The sequence below is a fragment of the Janthinobacterium sp. MP5059B genome (genome assembly GCF_001758645.1).
In the GTDB taxonomy this organism is placed as follows: domain Bacteria; phylum Pseudomonadota; class Gammaproteobacteria; order Burkholderiales; family Burkholderiaceae_D; genus Janthinobacterium; species Janthinobacterium lividum.
In genome coordinates this window covers 215,461-231,974 of sequence record NZ_LRHX01000005.1, presented here as the reverse complement: position 1 = coordinate 231,974, position 16,514 = coordinate 215,461, and the positions used below count along the sequence as shown (strand labels likewise).

Genomic DNA, 16,514 nt, shown 5'->3' with positions numbered 1-16,514 from the left:
TCGTGGCCGGGCCTTCCGGCACGTCGCTGACAGGCGCCGTCAACTGCGGCGTTTCGCTCGACGCCAGCTCCGTCAGCGGCGGCGGTGGCGGCGGCCTGGGCTTGGGCACGGGCCGAAGTTCGGGCGGCGGCGGCGGCGGCGCCACCGGCAGGGGCTGGATCGGCTCGGCGATCAAGGCCATGCTGACCACCTGTGCATGATCCTGCCCCAGCGGCACCATGCTGGCATGCGAGGTCAGCCATTCCAGCGCCACGTAATGCAGTGCGCCGATGACCGCAACAAAGATGACGGTACGGCGGCGCGGTGACGAAAAGAAGGAAGCAGGCATCATGAGGCGTAGTGTAACGCTTCCGCCCCGCTTCCCGCTTCTTGCCCGTGCTCAACTCTTAATGTTTTATGTAAGAAAATGTTGGCGGCATTACGTCAGTTGCAAGCCGATATCTGCTACGCTAAGCCTATCCATCTACCAGGAGATTTCGCATGGCAAACCCGCAAATGCCCCAAATTCCGGGCGCAGCAGTTGTGACCGATACGCTCGACTTCGTCAAAAACCTGTGGGGCAGCATGAGCGTGCCCGGCATGGGCGTGCCTGGCATCACGGCGCCTACCATGTCGGTGGAAGAGCTGGACAAGAAAATCAACGACTTGAAAGCCGTCGAAGCGTGGCTGAACCTCAATACCAGCATGCTGCGCGGCAGTATCCAGGCGCTGGAAGTGCAGCGCGGCACCATCGCCACATTGAAATCTATGGGTGCATCACTGGCGGCGGCCATCACGCAACCGGGCGCCAGCGAGAAAACCGTGTTTGAATCGGTACCCTACGCTTCCGCGTTTTTCCAGCAAGCCGCGCCTGCGGCGCCTGAACCGAAACCGGCGCCCGCACCTGCGCCCGCACCGGAACCCGCTGCGGCGGAACCCGGCGATGCCGGCAGCCAGTTGGCCAATCCAAGTGCTTGGTGGAATTTGTTACAAGATCAGTTCAAGCAAGCCGTATCGACGGCCATGTCGCCCGATGCGGCCAGTACGGCAGCGGCCAGCTTTGGCAGCGTGAGCAAAGCCAAGCCAGCGGCCAGCAAGCCGGCCAAACCTGCAGAGGCAGGCACGGCAGCCAAGGCCAAGGCCCCGCTGCGCAAGGCGCCCGCGAAACGCGCGGCACCCAAGGCTAAAGCGCCAGGCAAGGCCTGATGCTGCAAGCCGGCGATATGATCAGGCGATACGATGAATGCGGATCGCCTCGATCATGTTGTCGGCCTGGCGTTTTACGTCACCGATCGTGATCAGGCCTTCGTCGGCCAGCGCCTTGGCGTGCTCGTACGAAGACTGGAATGTTTCCAGCGTGTCTCCCTTGGCGGCGACCGGGCGTACCCAGGCAATACTGCCGACTTTCATTTTTTTGTACACTTCATTGACCACATCACGCATAGTTTCTTCCTTATTGTTGTAAAGCAACTCAAGCACGGGCGAACCCACGCTGGCCCCTAGTTTATCATCCGGCACGCTCGCGCATGGATTTTCCGCCTTTTTCCGGCGCCGTCGGCGCTTTTTCTACGACCACGACGGTCTCTTCCGGCCCGGGCGGCGGCGTCAGCTGCACCAGTTGCTCCATCAATTGCGCGAAGCGTTGCTGCCCTGGTGCAATTTTGTCTACATACAACAACACTTCCATGGCCTCGGCCGCCAAGTCGGCCTGAAACCCGCGCTGCTGCAGGAAGGACACGATGATTTGCGCGGAATTGAACAGGATGCGCAAATTGTTCGGCAGCTTTTCGCGCGCCGCGCGCATCCAGGCGACCGCTTCGTTGAGCTTGTCCGTCTTCCACAGCAGCACGCCCTTGTTCATCAAGTCCGACGCTTCCTTGCGCGAAGCGATGATCAGGCTGGTGCCTTCGTCGCCCATCTTCGCCTTGTCGAAAATCTTTTGCACTTCGTCCTGCACCACCTGGTTGTCGTGGTTGTTCTTCACCACGTAGCACAGCAGGCCGGCCGGCGCATCCTTGACGCCGACGGCGAACAGCAAGGTGGCCAGTTCCATGCAAATGCTTTTCTCGGGCCGCGCCGGGTCTTCCAGCAGCATGGCTTCGAGCTCGTCGCCGCACTTGCGGGCGCGCCGGTAATCGCCCGTTTCATGGTGCACCATGCCTTCCGTGATCTTCGCGCGCAAACCAATCTGCTCGGGCGAGAATTCGCGCTGCGCCAGCAACAGCCATTGCAGCGCCTCCTTGGCATCCTTCTTCAGGCCGCACACGCGCGCCAGGCCCAGATAGGCGTCCGGCGTCTTCATGACGGAAAACTCGCCGATGGAAATACACTTGCGAAATGCCTTTTCCGCCATGCTGACATTGCCGACCTTCAAGGCCGCCAGTCCCAGGTTGCGCTGGCGCGGCACGGAATTGGGCGACAGGCGCGCCGCCTTTTCCAGCACGCCGCACGCTTCCTCGTGCTGGCCCATCAACTGGTAGGCGACGGCCATCTGGTCGTAGGCGTCGATGTAATACTTGTTTTCAACGATCACGCCCTGGAAGATCTGCCGCGCCGCCTCATGTTCGCCGTTATTCATGCGGATCTTGCCCAGGCCCGCCTTGGCCCAGCTGTAATCGCGCTCGGCCAGCACTTTCTCGTACACGGCACGGGCCTTTTCCGGTTCGCCGCTCTTCAGCAGCAAACTGGCCTTCATGCGCAGCAGTTCCAGCTCGTGCAGCTTGTTGACCTCGATCTGCGCGTCGCACAGCTTGGCCGCGCGCAAATAATCCTTTTCCATGCAAGCCTGGTCGATCTCGCGAAACACCTGCTTCTTGTGCCACACGCGGTTCAGGCGCGTCAGCAGCACGCCTTCCGTGATCGGCTTGATCAGGTAGGCGTCGGGCTGGTGCTCGGCCGCGCCCATCACGGATTCCACGCTTTTCTCGGCTGATACCATCAGCCAGACGCTCGATGGCGCCGTCAGGTTGCGCACGCGCGTCTCTTCCAGCACTTGCTGGCCATTCTTGCCTTCGCCCAGGTTGTAGTCGCACAGCACCACGTCGTAGCGCGTCTTGGCCAGCAGCTTCATGGCTTCGCCGCCGCTGGCCGCCTGGTCGATATGGCGCGCGCCCAGGTTGCGCAGGGATTCGCGCAGCAGGATGCGGATGCCGATGAAGTCGTCGACCAGCAGATAATGTTTGTCGGCCCAGTCGGTGCTGCCCGCTTCGGCGGCGGTGGCGTGGCTGTCTGTCGTCATGGATTCCTCGTTCAGGGCAGGCGCAGGATGAAACAGCCGCCGCCCAGGGCGCCGCCGTTTTCCAGCGCGATGCTGCCGCTGCTGCCCCGGTGCTTGTGCATCTTTGCCACTTCGCTGGAAAAATACAGCCCCAGCCCCGTGCTGTTGGTGGAAAAGTTCACGCCGGCCGCCATGCCATCCATGGCCGCGCTGCCCGCGTCGAGCAAGGCCTGCGTATAACCGTCGCCATTGTCTTCCACGCGCAGCTCGAGCAAGCCATCGGCCTCGCAGACCGACAGGCGGATCGTGTCCTTCGTGTAGCGGATGGCGTTGTTGATGGCGTGCGCGAGCACGCCGATGACCAGGTCTTCATCGAGGGTCCAGATCAGCTCGGGCGGACAGGCCGTCTCCAGCCGGATGCCTTTCGAGGCCAGCAGGATCTTTTCCTGGTCCACCACCTGGTCGACCACCTGGCTGACCAGCTGCGGCTGCACGTCGAACGGGTAGCCGGGCTTGCCCACCTCCTTGTACAGGGCCAGCAGCTGGATCAGGTTATCGTTGAGGCGCTTGGTCTGGTACAGCATCTGCGCCATCTGCAGGTAGGCGGGGTCGGCCTGGGGCGAGGGCTTGGCCTGCTCGGCCGCCAGCAGCGACTCCAGGGTGCCACTGACAACGCTGATCGAGTTTTTCATGTCGTGCACGGTCGACGCCAGGAACAGGAAAAGCTCGGGCGAGCTGTGTTGATCTTCCACTGGATATCTCCTTGGGCCGCAGCTTGAATATTGCCAAGGATAAATTATACCGCCAGCATGCGCGCGCCTGCCAGCCGCGCGTAAAGTCACTGACTTGACGCAACAATGCCGCCCCCGCTTGCGCAAGGGCGGCATCGGATGGCCAAGCCGGCAAGATCAGCGGCGTGCGGCCGCCAGGCGTTTGACCACGACGATCATGCGGTCGATTTCCTCATACGTATTGTAGAAGGCGAACGATGGCCGCACGGTCGCCTCGACGCCGAAACGGCGCAAAATCGGCTGGGCGCAGTGGTGGCCCGAGCGCACGGCGATGCCCTCGTCGTTCAGGGCCCGCCCCACTTCCGCCGGCTCGTAACCGGCCAGCACGAACGAGGCCACGCTGGCCTTGTCAAACGCCGTGCCGATCAGGCGCACGCCGGGAATGGCCTGCAGGTGGTGCGTCGCGTATTCCAGCAGCGCGTGCTCGTAGGCGGCGATGTTTTCCAGGCCGATGCGCTGCACGTAGTCGATGGCCGCGCCCAGGCCCACGGCATCGGCGATATTGCCCGTGCCCGCCTCGAAACGGTTCGGCACGCCCTGGTAGACGGTGCGCTCGAACGTGACGTCGGCGATCATGTTGCCGCCGCCCTGCCATGGCGGCAGCTGCTCCAGCAAGTCCGCCTTGCCATATACGGCGCCGATGCCCGTCGGACCGAACACCTTGTGGCCCGAGAAGACATAAAAATCGGCGCCCAGCGCCTGCACGTCCACGCGCAAATGCGACACGGCTTGCGCGCCATCGACCAGCACGCGCACGCCGGCCGCATGCGCCAGCGCGATGATCTGCGCCACGGGCGTCACCGTCCCCAGCGCGTTCGACACCTGCGTCACGGACACCAGCTTGGTACGCCCGTTGAGCAGCTTGCGGAATTCATCGAGCAGTATCTGCCCGCTGTCGTCGACGGGAATCACGCGCAGGGTCGCGCCCTTTTCCGCCGCCAGCTGCTGCCACGGCACGATGTTGGCGTGGTGCTCGAGCTGCGAGACGATGATCTCGTCGCCGCTGCCGATGTATTTGCGGCCAAAGGTATTGGCGACCAGGTTGATGCCCTCGGTGGCGCCACGCACGAAAATGATTTCATTGGGCGAAGCGGCGCCGAGGAACTGCGCCACCTTGGCGCGTGCCGCTTCATACGCATCGCTGGCGCGCGCCGCCAATGCGTGCGCCGCGCGGTGGATGTTCGAATTTTCGTGCGCATAGAAATACGACACCCGGTCGATCACCGACTGCGGCTTGTGCGTGGTGGCCGCATTGTCGAACCAGGCCAGCGGCTTGCCGTTGACCCGTTCGGCCAGCACGGGAAAATCGCGCCGCACGGCATGCACGTCGAACGGCGCCGGCGTCTGGTGCTGGCCAGGCTTCGCCGCCGAAGGCAGCTCGGTCTGGAAATAGAACGCGGGCGGGCTATTAGCCGGCGATACGGGCAGCTGGCGCGCGGGCGTCTGCTGCGGCGCGGCAAACAGTCCCCGCACATCGTCGGGTGCCGCTTGTCCCAGCCCCTGCTGCGCCAGGCCGTCGAGCTTGCCGTTCGACGCGGGATAGCCATGCGCGCCGCCGACAAAATAATAGGGCGACGGTGCACTCAGGGCGGACAGGCGTGGCGTCGGCACGGAGGCCGGCGCCGGCGCAATCGGCGACTCCAGCGGCGCCGTCACGGGAGGCACCTGCGCCGTCGCCACGCCGGGGGCGATGGCGGCAAACGAAGGGCCGGGCTGCGGCGGCGGCCGGTTCGCATAGCGGGGCGCCGCATCGAGCACGCTGCCGGAACCACCGAGGCTGGGAGATTTATCCACGCCCGGCAGGCGGGCAAAGAATTCACCGGCCAGGCGGTTCAGGGTCGCTTCATCAGGTAAGAACGGGACGGCAGGCAAGCCCGCCGCGCCATCACTTGTAGGTGTCTGGGTAGTCATGGTATTTACCGATCTCCACGTCTTCCAGTACGGCCAGCGCATCGTCGGTCAGCACGGCCAGCGAGCAATACAGCGAAATCAGATAGGACGAAATCGCATGGCGGTTGATGCCCATGAAGCGCACGGACAGGCCCGGGCTTTGCTCGCCCGCCAAGCCAGGCTGGAACAGGCCGATCACGCCCTGGCGCTGTTCGCCCGCGCGCAGCAAGATGATTTTCGTCTTGCCGTCTTCGATCGGCAGTTTGTCCGATGGCACCAGCGGCACGCCGCGCCACGTGAGGAACTGGGAGCCGAACAGGCTGACGGTTGGCGGCGGCACGCCGCGGCGCGTGCATTCGCGGCCAAAAGCGGCAATGGCCAGCGGATGCGCGAGGAAAAAGCCCGGCTCCTTCCACACTTTCGTCAGCAGTTCGTCGAGGTCGTCCGGCGTGGGCGCGCCCGTCAGAGTAAAGATGCGCTGGTCGTCGTGCACGCTGGCCAGCAGGCCGTAATCGGGATTGTTGATCAACTCGCTTTCCTGGCGCTCCTTGATCGTCTCGATGGTCAGGCGCAGCTGCTCCTTGATCTGGTCGTGCGGGCTGCTGTACAGGTCCGACACGCGCGTGTGCACGTCGAGCACCGTGCTGACGGCATTGAGGAAATACTCGCGCGGCTGGTCGTCGTAGTCGACGAAGGTTTGCGGCAGTTCCGACTCGTCGCGCTGCGAGCAGGCGACGCGCACGTCCTTCGGATTCTTCACGCGGTTCAGGCGGTAGATACCCGCTTCCACGGGCAGCCATTGCAGCAGGTGCACGAGCCAGCGCGGCGTGATCGTGGATAACTGGGGGACGCTCTTGCTTGCATTGGCCAGCTGGCGCGCGGCGTTATCGCCCAGCGCGAACTGGTTCTCTGTTGCTTCTGCCATGACTACTCCTGATGAGAAAAGTGAATATGCTTATCTGAAAAACGAATAAAGTATCGGACGTCTCCCCTCTTCTCTCAACATGCTATCGCCATCAACGCGGCGTTTAATCGACCCGCATCAATCCACCAATTCCGGCTCGCAGCGCGCCATCAATCCCGCCAGGCCGATGCCCAGCGCGCCGGCCAGCTTTTCCACCGTCAGCAGCGACGGCGTGGCGGCGCCCCGTTCGATCTCGCCGATGAACGAGCGGTTCAAGTCGGCCGCTTCGGCCAGGCGCTCCTGCGACCAGCCATGCCCTTCGCGCAACTGGCGCACGGCCAGTCCAAACTGTTTGATCAACATGCTGTCCTCATGGGTGGTGGGCAAAAGCGGGGTGGGATGGCGCCGGTAACTCCGGCAACTCCTGCGCCTCCTGCTGGTTATGCGCTTGCGTGACATGGCTGCCGGGCGCCACGCTGCGGGTCAGCCAGACATTGCCGCCGATGACGGAGCCCTGGCCGATGGTCACCCGTCCCAGGATCGTCGCGCCCGCATAAATGACCACGTCGTCCTGCACGATGGGATGGCGCGCCAGTCCTTTTTTCAGCACGCCGTCGGCGCCGGCGGGAAAGCGCTTGGCGCCCAGGGTCACGGCTTGATAAATGCGCACCCGTTCGCCGATGATGGCCGTCTCGCCGATCACCACGCCGGTGCCATGGTCGATGAAAAAACTGCTGCCGATGATGGCGCCCGGGTGGATGTCGATGCCCGTCTGCGAATGGGCCACTTCGGCGATGATGCGCGCCACCAGCGGCGCGCCCAGCGCATACAGGGTGTGCGCCAGGCGGTAGTGGATGATGGCCAGGATGCCCGGATAGCACAGCAGCACTTCATCGACGCTGTGCGCGGCCGGGTCGCCATGGAAGGCGGCCGCCACGTCCGTGTCGAGCTGGGCGCGGATGCGCGGCAGCGCGCGGGCGAAGCGCTGCACGATGGCCAGCGCCTGCTGTTCGATGGAGACCGTCTGCTGCAAGCCATGCTGGCGCGCGTGGTAACTGAGTTCGCGCCGCACCTGTTCGTGCAGCCCCGTCAAGGTCGTGTCGAGCGTATGGCCGACAAAGAAATCCTCGCTCTCCTGCTGCAGGTCGAGGGGGCCCAGGCGCATGGGAAACAGGGCTGCGCACAGGGCTTTGATGATGTCGTGCAAATGCTGGCGCGACGGGAATTCGCGCGCGCCGCACTCCTGATTGCTGGCCAGTCCTTCGCGCCACTGCTCGCGCACGGCGCGCAATTCATCGACGATCTGGCGCAGTTCCCATTGCGGCTGCGCGGCAAGGGAGACAGGGGGAATGGCTCGCTGGTTCATGGTGGTCCCGGGAAGAGAGTTAATCTTGCAGCCAAGGCAGCGCATGCCAGCGCCAGCCACCGCTGTGGCCACGCTGCTGCTGCTCGTCGAGGTCGCCCTCGAAGCCTTGCGCGATATTGAAGACATGCGTGAAACCTGCCTTGGCGGCCGCTTCGGCGGCTGCGGCCGAGCGCTTGCCGCTGCGGCACAGCAGCACCACGACGGCATTCTTGCCGCCCACCTTCGCTTCCAGTTCGCGCGTAAAGCGGGGATTGCGGTTCATGGACGTGCCGGTCGCCCACGCCACGTGCAGCGAGGCCGGCACGTAGCCGACGAAGGTGCGTTCCTCGTTGGTGCGCACGTCGACCAGCACGGCTTTGCCGGCCTGCACCAGCTGCCACGCATCCTGCGCGCTGACGATACCCGCATACGGCAAGCCCTGTGCCTGCGCCTGGGCGCGCGCGAGATTGAGTACTTCGTCAAAGGCCGCCTCGCCGTGCCCGGCGCGGGGATCGAAAATCAGTTCTGCAGCAGCCATCTTTCCACCTCTTTATTCCATCGTCAAAAACCAGCACGAGTCCACTGTAGCGAACTTATGTTGTTCGGAAAACAAATTAAAAAGAGTTTGGAAAGCTGAAAAACGTATATGGGGTCGGTGTATGGGGTCAGACCCTCACACGCGTTGGCGCCAGGCTTGGCGTCAGCGGTGTTGGGGGTCTGACCCCAGCCCTCGCCTGCTCTGCGCCTACGCTCAAGCAGCGCGGCGGCGTTCGCGAAGTAAAAAACGGGCAGGATCGAGCGCCTCTGCCAACTGACGTTCCAGCGGCAGCGGCTCGCCCTCCAGCTGGCATGCCAGCAGCTCGGCCGCCAGCGGCGCCCAGATCAGGCCGCGCGAGGCGTAACCGAGCAAACCAAACAGGCCAGGCCAGCGCGGTACGTCGCGCAGGCGCTCGCAGCGGCCTGGGATGCCGGGGTCGGGCAAGGCGCCCGCCAGCGGCAGGCGGTCCGGCGCCATGCAGCGAAAGCCCGTGCGGCCCGCCAGCGGCGCATCGAACGGGGCGACGCCCAGGATGTCGGCGATCTTCCCGATATTGTCTTCCTGGCTCGATGGGCGCAAGTCGGTGTCCGCATCGGCATCGTAGCTGGCGCCCACGCAGACGACACCCTGGTGCGCCGGCGTCATGTAGGCTTCGCGGCAGACGACGAACGGCAACGAGGGCAAGCTGCCTTCGGCCAGGTGCGTGACCTGGCCGCGCACGGCGTCCAGCGGCAGGCCCGCCGCCTGCTCGAAATCGACTGCCCCCGTGCCGGCCGCCAGGATGACGGTGGGCGCGGCCGCGATCAAGGTGCCTTGCGCATCGCGCACCAGCCATTCCTCATCGCCACGCTCCAGGCGCAAGGCGCTGCTGGAAAAGCGCCGCGTGAGCAAGGCGCCGCAGGCGTCCAGCATGGCCGCGCAGACGGAAGACGGGCGCGCCCAGCCGCCCTGTTCGAACCACCAGGCGCCATCGGGCGCCGGTGCGCCCAGCATGGCGCTCGCCTCGGGCGCTTCCAGCCAGCGGGCGAATTCACGCGGATACAGGCCACTGGCGGCGATCTGCCGCTGCACCTGCGCATGCGCGCCGTCGCGCGCCAGGTGCAGCACCCCGCTTTGCACACCCACGATGGCGGCGCCGATGCCGCCCAGGTCTTTCCAGCGGCTCAGCGAGTACAGGTAGGCGGTGCGCACCAGGCGCGTGGCGATATTGTCGTCCTTCGACATCAGCGGCATGAAGATGCCGGCCAGGTTGCCCGACGCCTCGCTGGCCGGCTGCGCGTGGCGTTCGATCAAGGTCACCTTCCAGCCGCGCGCGGCCAGCCGTTCGCAGGCGGCCGCGCCGGCCACGCCCGCGCCGATGACGATGGCGCGCCGCTCGGGCACGGTGACGGCCGCGTACTCTTCGCGCCGCGCATAAAACACGGCGCGCAGGCGGCTCTCGTCGAAGACAAACCCATTCTTTTGCAGGGCGGCGCGCTGCGCCTCGTCCAGGTGCACGGCCTGCAGGCGGGCGCCGTCCATCATCAGGCGCGCCAGCACCGGCGTGGCTGCGGGCACCCAGGCCAGGTGTACTTCGTCGACGCGCGCCGACAATTGCGCCAGGCAGGCATCGGGCTCGCCGATCAGCACATCGAGCGTGACAAGGCCATCGTGCGACACCATGCGGTGCAGGCCCGGCACGCAGGGCGGCCACTGTGCACGCCACTGCTCGGGCAAGTGGCGCGCATCGACGGGACGCGGCGCCAGCGCGATGTAATGGAGGCGGCGGCCGCCATGCGCCGCACAGGCGGCGCGCAAGCGGGCGCCGTCAAAATCCGTGTCGAGCAGGACGAGAGCGCGGCGCATCAACGCCCCGCCCGGCAAAAGCAGGTGGGCGCATGGTCATTGACCATGCCGATGCCCTGCATGTAGGCGTAGATGATGGTCGAGCCGACGAACTTGAAACCCCGCTTGAGCAAGTCTTTCGAGAGTTTGTCGGACAAGGTCGTCTTGGCGGGAAACTCGCCCGGCTGCCAGCTGTTGACGATAGGCTGGCCATCGACATACGCCCACAGGAAGCTGTCCAGGGTCTGCCCTTCCGCGCGCAGGCGCAGGTAGGCTTGCGCATTCGTGATGGCGGCCGCCACCTTCAGGCGGTTGCGCACGATGCCGGGATCGAGCAGCAGCTGCGCCACCTTGTCCGGGCCATACGCGGCGATTTTTTCAGCATCCCAGCCGTCGAAGGCGGCGCGGTAGGTGTCACGCTTGTTGAGGATGGTTTCCCAGCTCAGGCCCGCCTGCGCGCCTTCCAGGTTCAGCATCTCGAACAGCCGGCGCTCGTCGTGGCAGGGCACGCCCCACTCTGTATCGTGGTAGTCGAGATAACGGGGACTGGCCGGGTTGGCCCAGGAGCAGCGGGTAATATTCATGGTCGTGTTCTTCATGTGCAGGCAAGTCCCAGTATAGTTTATCGGCCGCGCAGGATGCGGCCCAGTTCCTGCAAGCCGTGCGCCATCTCGGCCGGGGGAATCGCCGCAAAGCCCAGCAGCAGCCCGCGTGGCGTGGCACACTCCGGGCCTGCCGCCGGATCCGCATAGTGGCCCAGCGGACGCAATTCGATGCCATGCTCCAGCCCTGCGCGCGCGACGGTTTCCTCATCGTGGCCGGCGCGAAAATACGCGCACAGTTCCAGGCCGCTGTCGGCCGGGCCGCACGCGAGCTGGTCGCCCAGTTCGCGCGCGATACCGCGCACCAGCAGGTCGCGCCGTTCGGCATTGCTGTCGCGCGTGCGGCGGATATGCCGGCCAAAGTGTCCTTCGGCGATGAAGTCGGCCAGCGCCATCTGCGGCACGATGGCCGTGTGCCGGTCCATCACGGCCTTGGCTTGCACCAGCGCGTCGGCCAGCGCGGGCGGCGCCACCATATAGCCCAGGCGCAGCCCCGGGAACAGCACCTTCGACAAAGTACCCACGTACACCACGCAGCCGGCACGGTCCAGGCTTTGCAGCGAGGCCAGCGGCGCGCCCGTGTAGCGGTATTCGCTGTCGTAATCGTCTTCCACCAGCCAGGCTTTATTGTGCGCGGCCCAGGCCAGCAGGGCCAGGCGGCGGGGCAAGCTCATGCTCACGCCCAGCGGCATCTGGTGCGATGGCGTCACGTACGCCAGCTTCGCCTGCGGACAGTGCGCCACGCCATACGCCACGTCCAGCCCCTGCGCATCGACGGGAACCGGGAAGACGCGCGCGCCGGCCGCGCGCAGCGGGCCGCTGGCGCCCCGGTAGCCGGGCGACTCCATCCAGGCCGCGTCGCCCGGCGCCAGCAGGATGGTCGACAGCAGGAACAGCGCCTGCTGCGAACCGGAAGTGATGACGATCTGCTGCGGCGTGCAGTGCACGCCGCGCGAGGCTTTCAAGTACACGCACAGCAGTTCGCGCAGCGGCAGGTAGCCGGCCGGGTCGCTGTAGCCGAAATGGTGGTCGGGCCGGCGCCAGCGCCGCGCTTCCAGGCGGTTCCACACGTCGAACGGGAAGTGGTCGATGCGCGGCATGCCGACACGGAAAGCGCGCAGCGGCCCCCGGTGGAACGCCACCTGGCGCATGGCCGCCACCACGCCCTGCCCGCGCGCCGACAGAGGCCGCAGCAGGCCGGGAGCGTCCGCCCTGACGGGCGGCGCAGCCAGGGGGACGTCGATGCTGACAAAGGTGCCGCGCCCCACGGCGCCGTCGAGATAGCCTTCGGCCGTCAGAAGCGCATATGCATTGAGCACCGTCTGGCGCGACACGGCCAGCAGGCGGCAAAACTCGCGCGTGGGCGGCAACTGCATGCCGGGACTCATGCGGCCATCGAGGATGGCCGCCTTGATGGCCGCATACAGCTGGCGAAACAGCGGCTCGCTGGCGCCGCGCTGCAGCGGCAAGGCGGCGATGATCTGGTGCAGGTGGGAAGCTGGCATGGCGGCGCTCTTGAATTGGTAGCTTAAAGATAGCACTTATTGGCTGTTTTAAATAGCCAAGACTGGCGCTAAGATGGCGCATCCCCTCTACTCTTGCGGAGCACCCATGCATCAGTTTTTCGCCACCGTCGCCTGGCAGCGCGACGGCCAGGATTTCGCCAGCCAGCGCTACAGCCGTGGCCATGCATGGCAGTTCGACGGCGGCCTGACGGTACCCGCCTCGTCGTCGCCCCTGTCCGTGCCGCTACCCATGTCGGTGGCGGCAAATATCGATCCGGAAGAAGCGCTGGTGGCCGCCACGTCGAGCTGCCACATGCTGTTCTTCCTGTCGCTGGCGGCGCAGCGCGGCTACGTCATCGACGACTACCGCGACGATGCCGTCGGCGAACTGGGCAAGAATGCACAAGGCCGCCTGGCCATGACGCGCATCGTGCTGCGTCCGTGCATCGCCTTCGCGGGAACGCCACCCTCGCCCGACGCGCTGGCGGCCCTGCACCACGACGCGCACGAGCGCTGCTACATCGCCAATTCGCTGACGGCCGACGTGGTCGTGGAAGGAGCGCACTAGATGTACACGCCCGCCAGCTTTCGCGAAGAGCGCCTCGACGTGCTGCATGGCCTGATAGCCGCGCATCCGCTGGGCGCGCTGGTGCGCCATGACGACTATGGCTTGTGCGCCGACCATCTGCCGTTCGAGATCGCCGCACCCACGCCAGAGGCCCCGTTCGGCATCCTGCGCGCCCACGTGGCGCGCGCCAACCCGCTGTGGCGCGGCGCCGGCGGGAACGATGAATGCATGGTGATTTTCCAGGGGCCGCATGCCTACATCACGCCCGCCTGGTACGCGGAAAAGCAGCGCAGCGGCAAGGAAGTCCCTACCTTCAATTACGCCGTGGTGCATGCCCACGGCCCCTTGCGCGCCATCGACGATGCGGCATGGCTGCTGGGATTGGTGGAGCGGCTAACGGCACGCCATGAAGCGGGGCTAGCCACGCCGTGGCAGGTGGCCGATGCACCGGCCGGCTATATCGAGAAACTCTTGAAAGCCATCATCGGCATCGAAATCCCCCTCACGCGCATCACGGGAAAATGGAAGCTGGGGCAGAACCGCAGCATGCAGGACCAGGCCAGCATGGCGCATGGCCTGGCGCTGGACAACCAGCCCGGTGCGGCGCAGGCCCTGGGCGCGCTGATCGCCGCCAACGTCACGCCAGCCAGCTGACGGCCGCCGAAAACGTCAGAAACGACAGCGCCGTCGAGACCAGAATGATGCGGGCGATGCGCGCTGTCGCTGTGCTCACGACGATGCGCAAGGCGCGCGGCGTGGCCCGGGCCAACGAGTCCCCCCTCACGCCAGCCAGCTGACGGCCGCTGAAAACGTCAGAAACGACAGTGCCGTCGAGACCAGAATGATGCGGGCGATGCGCGCTGTCGCAGTGCTCACGATGATGCGCAAGGCGCGCGGCGTGGCCCGGGCCAACGAGTCCACCCTCACGCCAGCCAGCTGACGGCCGCTGAAAACGTCAGAAACGACAGCGCCGTCGAGACCAGAATGATGCGGGCGATGCGCGCCGTATTCGCGCCGAAGCGCTCCGACAGCAGCGAGACGTTGCTGGCGCTGGGCAGGCAAGCCACCAGCACCATGCAGGTCAGCGCGAACGGATCGAGCGGCGCGCCCAGCGCGATGGCCGCGTGGCCGATGCCCCACACCAGCAGCGGATGCAGCAGCAGTTTTTTCAGCGCCACGGGCACATATTCTCCCAGCGGCGCGGGGTCGCTCGTGCTCATTTGCGAACGGGCCAGCACGGCGCCGATGGTAAACAAGGCGACAGGCGAGGCGGCGTCGGCCAGCAGGCCCACCGTCTGCATCAACGGCTTGGGCAAGGCCAGTTCCAGCCACGACGACAAGGCACCGAGCACGATCGCCCACGGCATCGGATTGCCGGCCATGCCTTTCATGGCATTGACGACGGCGGCGCGGCTGCCGTGCGCGCCGCCGCTGCCGATGCGCGACAGGGCGATGCACAGCGAGCTGGTAATCAACATGTCGACGACGATGGTGACGATGACGGGACCAGACGAACGGGGGCCGAGCAAGGTCAATAGCAGGGGCACGCCCATGAAGCCCGTATTCGGGAAGGCCGCCACCAGCGCACCGAAGGCGGCGTTGTTCCAGTCGATGCGGTGGCTCAGGGTCATGGCCATGGTGACGCCCACCATGATCAGCGCGCACAGCAGGTAGACGCCGAACACGCTGGCGTCGAGCAGCTGCGCGATGGGCGTGGCGGCGCCGAAGCGGTACAGCATGCAGGGTAGCGCGAAGTACAGGACAAAACTGTTCAAACCGCCGATGGCGGCCAGCGGCAGCAGCTTGCGCAGCACGGCCAGGTAGCCGCACAGCACCAGGGCGAAGAAGGGAAAGGTGATGGCGAGGATGGTCAGCATGGAGCGCCATTGTAGCGCGCACCGTGCACCGGCCGCCTGGCGCAAAAAAAGGCCGCTCGCGCGGCCCAAGGAGGTTTCGGGGATAACGCCGCTGGCCGGCTAGGGCTTGAGCTGGGCGCGGATCTCGCCTGCCGGATAGGCGGCGCTGTGCACGTTCACGTACAGGTTGCCGGCCTGGTAGCTCGCATACTGGGGCGGCGTGAGCATGGCGCCGGCCGGCACGGCGAACATGCCTTCGGCGGTTTTCACCAGCGGCACGATGACGGGACCATTGGCGCCGGCGGGCGCTTCATGGATATGCGCGACGGTCGCCAGCATGCCCGTGTAGCGCACGCCGCCGCTGACGCTGCGGTCGCGGGCGACACGAAGATTGCTGCTGCCGCTGGCCGTGCTGGTATTGGCCGGCACTTCCTGCGCCCCCGTCAAGGTGACGTCATGGCCGCCCGGCTGATGCGGGCCATGGGAACAGGCGCCCAGCAGGGCGGCCAGCAGGGCGGCCAGCGCCAGCACGCTGGCGGCGCGGCAAGCGTGTTGTTGCAGTGTGCTCATCGCAGTACTCCTTTCACGGACATCGGCTCACGGCTGGCGCCCTGCCCCGCCCACACAGCCGGGCCGGGCTTGCGCCGCACTTGAGTTGCATAGTGCGACAGTAACGCCATGCCGCCGTGTCCGCTTTGCTGTACGCCAAACTTGCTGCTCGCCTGCCAGCGCGTCCTCAGGCCAGGTGGCCTTCCGCCACCCAGCCGCGGTTGGCGGCCGGCGCCTTCGGCTTGGGTGCGATGCCGCTGCTTTTTTCCGCGTCGAGGATGATGCTGCGCATGCTGTCGCTGGCGGCAGGTCCGGGCGCGAATGCGTAGTACTCGTCATTGATGGGCAAGCCCGTCGTGGCGTCGACCAGTACCGGATCGGCTGCCAGGCCCGTGTCGCGGCTGGCGATGACGAGGCTGGCGCCTTCCGGCGCGAAGTTTTCATTACCCCAAGCAATAAACGCCAGCAAGACGGGCTTGAAGGCGCGCCCGGACTTGGTCAGCACATAGTCGTAGCGGGGCGGCTTGGCGCAATACAGGCGGCGCGTCATCAGGCCCCCTTCCACCAGGTCGGCCAGGCGGCGCGTCAGGATGGTGGGCGCGATCTTGAGGCTTTTTTCAAATTCGTCGAAGCGCGTCTTGCCATAAAACGCTTCGCGCAGGATGAGGATGCTCCACCATTCACCCACCTTGCCCAGGCTGCGAGCAATCGGGCAAGGCAAATTATTAAAGTTGGTATGTTTCATGGCCATCTCCTCACGTTGATTCAACACAACAATCGAAAAAGTATTTCAGTTGCAATACGGAAACTTAGTTACTATCATCTTGAAAGCTACGCTCACCCCATGATGGCGGCCTGAAAATACGCACAAACTCACACTTTTCTTGTTCCAGTACAATCATGGCTCGTTCTGTCCCCCTCAACCCGGTACGAAAAACGGTGTCAG

The 16,514-nt window shown here is 65.4% G+C and carries 20 protein-coding genes; 3 read left to right on the top strand and 17 right to left on the bottom strand.

Annotation, left to right across the window (positions count from 1 at the left end; genetic code table 11):
- Nucleotides 1-331 (bottom strand): hypothetical protein (locus tag JAB1_RS04740; protein ID WP_175445018.1); only part of this gene is annotated, 331 nt, incomplete at its 3' end.
- A gap of 149 nt (nt 332-480) precedes the next feature.
- Here JAB1_RS04740 and JAB1_RS04735 point away from each other — a divergent pair.
- Complete coding sequence (locus JAB1_RS04735; protein ID WP_070279004.1) at nt 481-1,185, top strand: PhaM family polyhydroxyalkanoate granule multifunctional regulatory protein; 705 nt, start codon at nt 481-483, stop codon at nt 1,183-1,185.
- 21 nt (nt 1,186-1,206) lie between these two features.
- Here the strand turns inward: JAB1_RS04735 and JAB1_RS04730 are convergent, their stop codons facing one another.
- The 11 genes from JAB1_RS04730 to JAB1_RS04680 all read right to left on the bottom strand — a co-directional run bounded on the left by JAB1_RS04730 (nt 1,207) and on the right by JAB1_RS04680 (nt 12,595).
- Complete coding sequence (locus JAB1_RS04730) at nt 1,207-1,422, bottom strand: hypothetical protein (RefSeq protein ID WP_010394693.1); 216 nt, start codon at nt 1,420-1,422, stop codon at nt 1,207-1,209.
- 64 nt (nt 1,423-1,486) lie between these two features.
- Nucleotides 1,487-3,217: a response regulator gene (locus JAB1_RS04725; protein ID WP_070279003.1), complete on the bottom strand. Its 1,731-nt coding sequence runs from the start codon at nt 3,215-3,217 to the stop codon at nt 1,487-1,489.
- 11 nt (nt 3,218-3,228) lie between these two features.
- Nucleotides 3,229-3,948, bottom strand: a complete 720-nt coding sequence (locus JAB1_RS04720) for a HAMP domain-containing sensor histidine kinase (RefSeq protein WP_070279002.1) — start codon at nt 3,946-3,948, stop codon at nt 3,229-3,231.
- Nucleotides 3,949-4,104: 156 nt separating this feature from the next.
- Nucleotides 4,105-5,898 carry a family 2A encapsulin nanocompartment cargo protein cysteine desulfurase gene (locus JAB1_RS04715; protein ID WP_070279001.1) on the bottom strand — a complete coding sequence of 598 codons (1,794 nt, stop codon included), beginning with the start codon at nt 5,896-5,898 and terminating at the stop codon, nt 4,105-4,107.
- Nucleotides 5,873-6,802 carry a family 2A encapsulin nanocompartment shell protein gene (locus JAB1_RS04710; protein WP_034784363.1) on the bottom strand — a complete coding sequence of 310 codons (930 nt, stop codon included), beginning with the start codon at nt 6,800-6,802 and terminating at the stop codon, nt 5,873-5,875. The genes JAB1_RS04715 and JAB1_RS04710 overlap by 26 nt, the downstream gene beginning before the upstream one ends.
- A 117-nt stretch (nt 6,803-6,919) precedes the next feature.
- Entirely contained in the window at nt 6,920-7,144 is a 225-nt protein-coding gene (locus JAB1_RS04705; RefSeq protein WP_034784364.1) for a helix-turn-helix transcriptional regulator, read from the bottom strand.
- A gap of 7 nt (nt 7,145-7,151) precedes the next feature.
- Nucleotides 7,152-8,147, bottom strand: coding sequence for a serine O-acetyltransferase EpsC (gene epsC / locus JAB1_RS04700; RefSeq protein ID WP_052140296.1), 996 nt, complete (start codon nt 8,145-8,147; stop codon nt 7,152-7,154).
- Between the two features lie 19 nt (nt 8,148-8,166).
- Nucleotides 8,167-8,664 (bottom strand): rhodanese-like domain-containing protein, encoded by a 498-nt coding sequence (locus JAB1_RS04695; protein WP_081345721.1) that lies wholly within the window; start codon nt 8,662-8,664, stop codon nt 8,167-8,169.
- Nucleotides 8,665-8,877: 213 nt separating this feature from the next.
- Nucleotides 8,878-10,509 carry an FAD-dependent 5-carboxymethylaminomethyl-2-thiouridine(34) oxidoreductase MnmC gene (mnmC, locus tag JAB1_RS04690; protein ID WP_070279000.1) on the bottom strand — a complete coding sequence of 544 codons (1,632 nt, stop codon included), beginning with the start codon at nt 10,507-10,509 and terminating at the stop codon, nt 8,878-8,880.
- A complete protein-coding gene (locus tag JAB1_RS04685; RefSeq protein ID WP_070279018.1) occupies nt 10,509-11,072 on the bottom strand; it encodes a DNA-3-methyladenine glycosylase I in 564 nt (187 codons plus the stop codon). Before JAB1_RS04685 ends, mnmC begins: the two co-directional genes overlap by 1 nt.
- Nucleotides 11,073-11,110: 38 nt before the next feature.
- Nucleotides 11,111-12,595 (bottom strand): PLP-dependent aminotransferase family protein, encoded by a 1,485-nt coding sequence (locus JAB1_RS04680; protein ID WP_070278999.1) that lies wholly within the window; start codon nt 12,593-12,595, stop codon nt 11,111-11,113.
- Between the two features lie 106 nt (nt 12,596-12,701).
- On the opposite strand from JAB1_RS04680, the gene JAB1_RS04675 reads away from it, so the two are divergent.
- Nucleotides 12,702-13,163 carry an OsmC family protein gene (locus tag JAB1_RS04675; protein ID WP_070278998.1) on the top strand — a complete coding sequence of 154 codons (462 nt, stop codon included), beginning with the start codon at nt 12,702-12,704 and terminating at the stop codon, nt 13,161-13,163.
- Nucleotides 13,164-13,817, top strand: coding sequence for an FMN-binding negative transcriptional regulator (locus JAB1_RS04670; RefSeq protein WP_070278997.1), 654 nt, complete (start codon nt 13,164-13,166; stop codon nt 13,815-13,817).
- Here the strand turns inward: JAB1_RS04670 and JAB1_RS30495 are convergent.
- The 5 genes from JAB1_RS30495 to JAB1_RS04655 all read right to left on the bottom strand — a co-directional run bounded on the left by JAB1_RS30495 (nt 13,801) and on the right by JAB1_RS04655 (nt 16,313).
- Nucleotides 13,801-13,932 (bottom strand): hypothetical protein, encoded by a 132-nt coding sequence (locus JAB1_RS30495; protein ID WP_275527762.1) that lies wholly within the window; start codon nt 13,930-13,932, stop codon nt 13,801-13,803. The two genes, JAB1_RS04670 and JAB1_RS30495, sit on opposite strands and share 17 nt — an antisense overlap.
- 11 nt (nt 13,933-13,943) lie before the next feature.
- Nucleotides 13,944-14,084: a hypothetical protein gene (locus JAB1_RS29815; protein ID WP_175445017.1), complete on the bottom strand. Its 141-nt coding sequence runs from the start codon at nt 14,082-14,084 to the stop codon at nt 13,944-13,946.
- 2 nt (nt 14,085-14,086) lie between these two features.
- Nucleotides 14,087-15,040 carry an AEC family transporter gene (locus JAB1_RS04665; protein WP_070278996.1) on the bottom strand — a complete coding sequence of 318 codons (954 nt, stop codon included), beginning with the start codon at nt 15,038-15,040 and terminating at the stop codon, nt 14,087-14,089.
- 99 nt (nt 15,041-15,139) lie between these two features.
- Entirely contained in the window at nt 15,140-15,589 is a 450-nt protein-coding gene (locus JAB1_RS04660; RefSeq protein WP_070278995.1) for a CHRD domain-containing protein, read from the bottom strand.
- Nucleotides 15,590-15,755: 166 nt separating this feature from the next.
- Nucleotides 15,756-16,313: a helix-turn-helix domain-containing protein gene (locus tag JAB1_RS04655; protein ID WP_034753667.1), complete on the bottom strand. Its 558-nt coding sequence runs from the start codon at nt 16,311-16,313 to the stop codon at nt 15,756-15,758.
- Nucleotides 16,314-16,514: the final 201 nt, after the last annotated feature.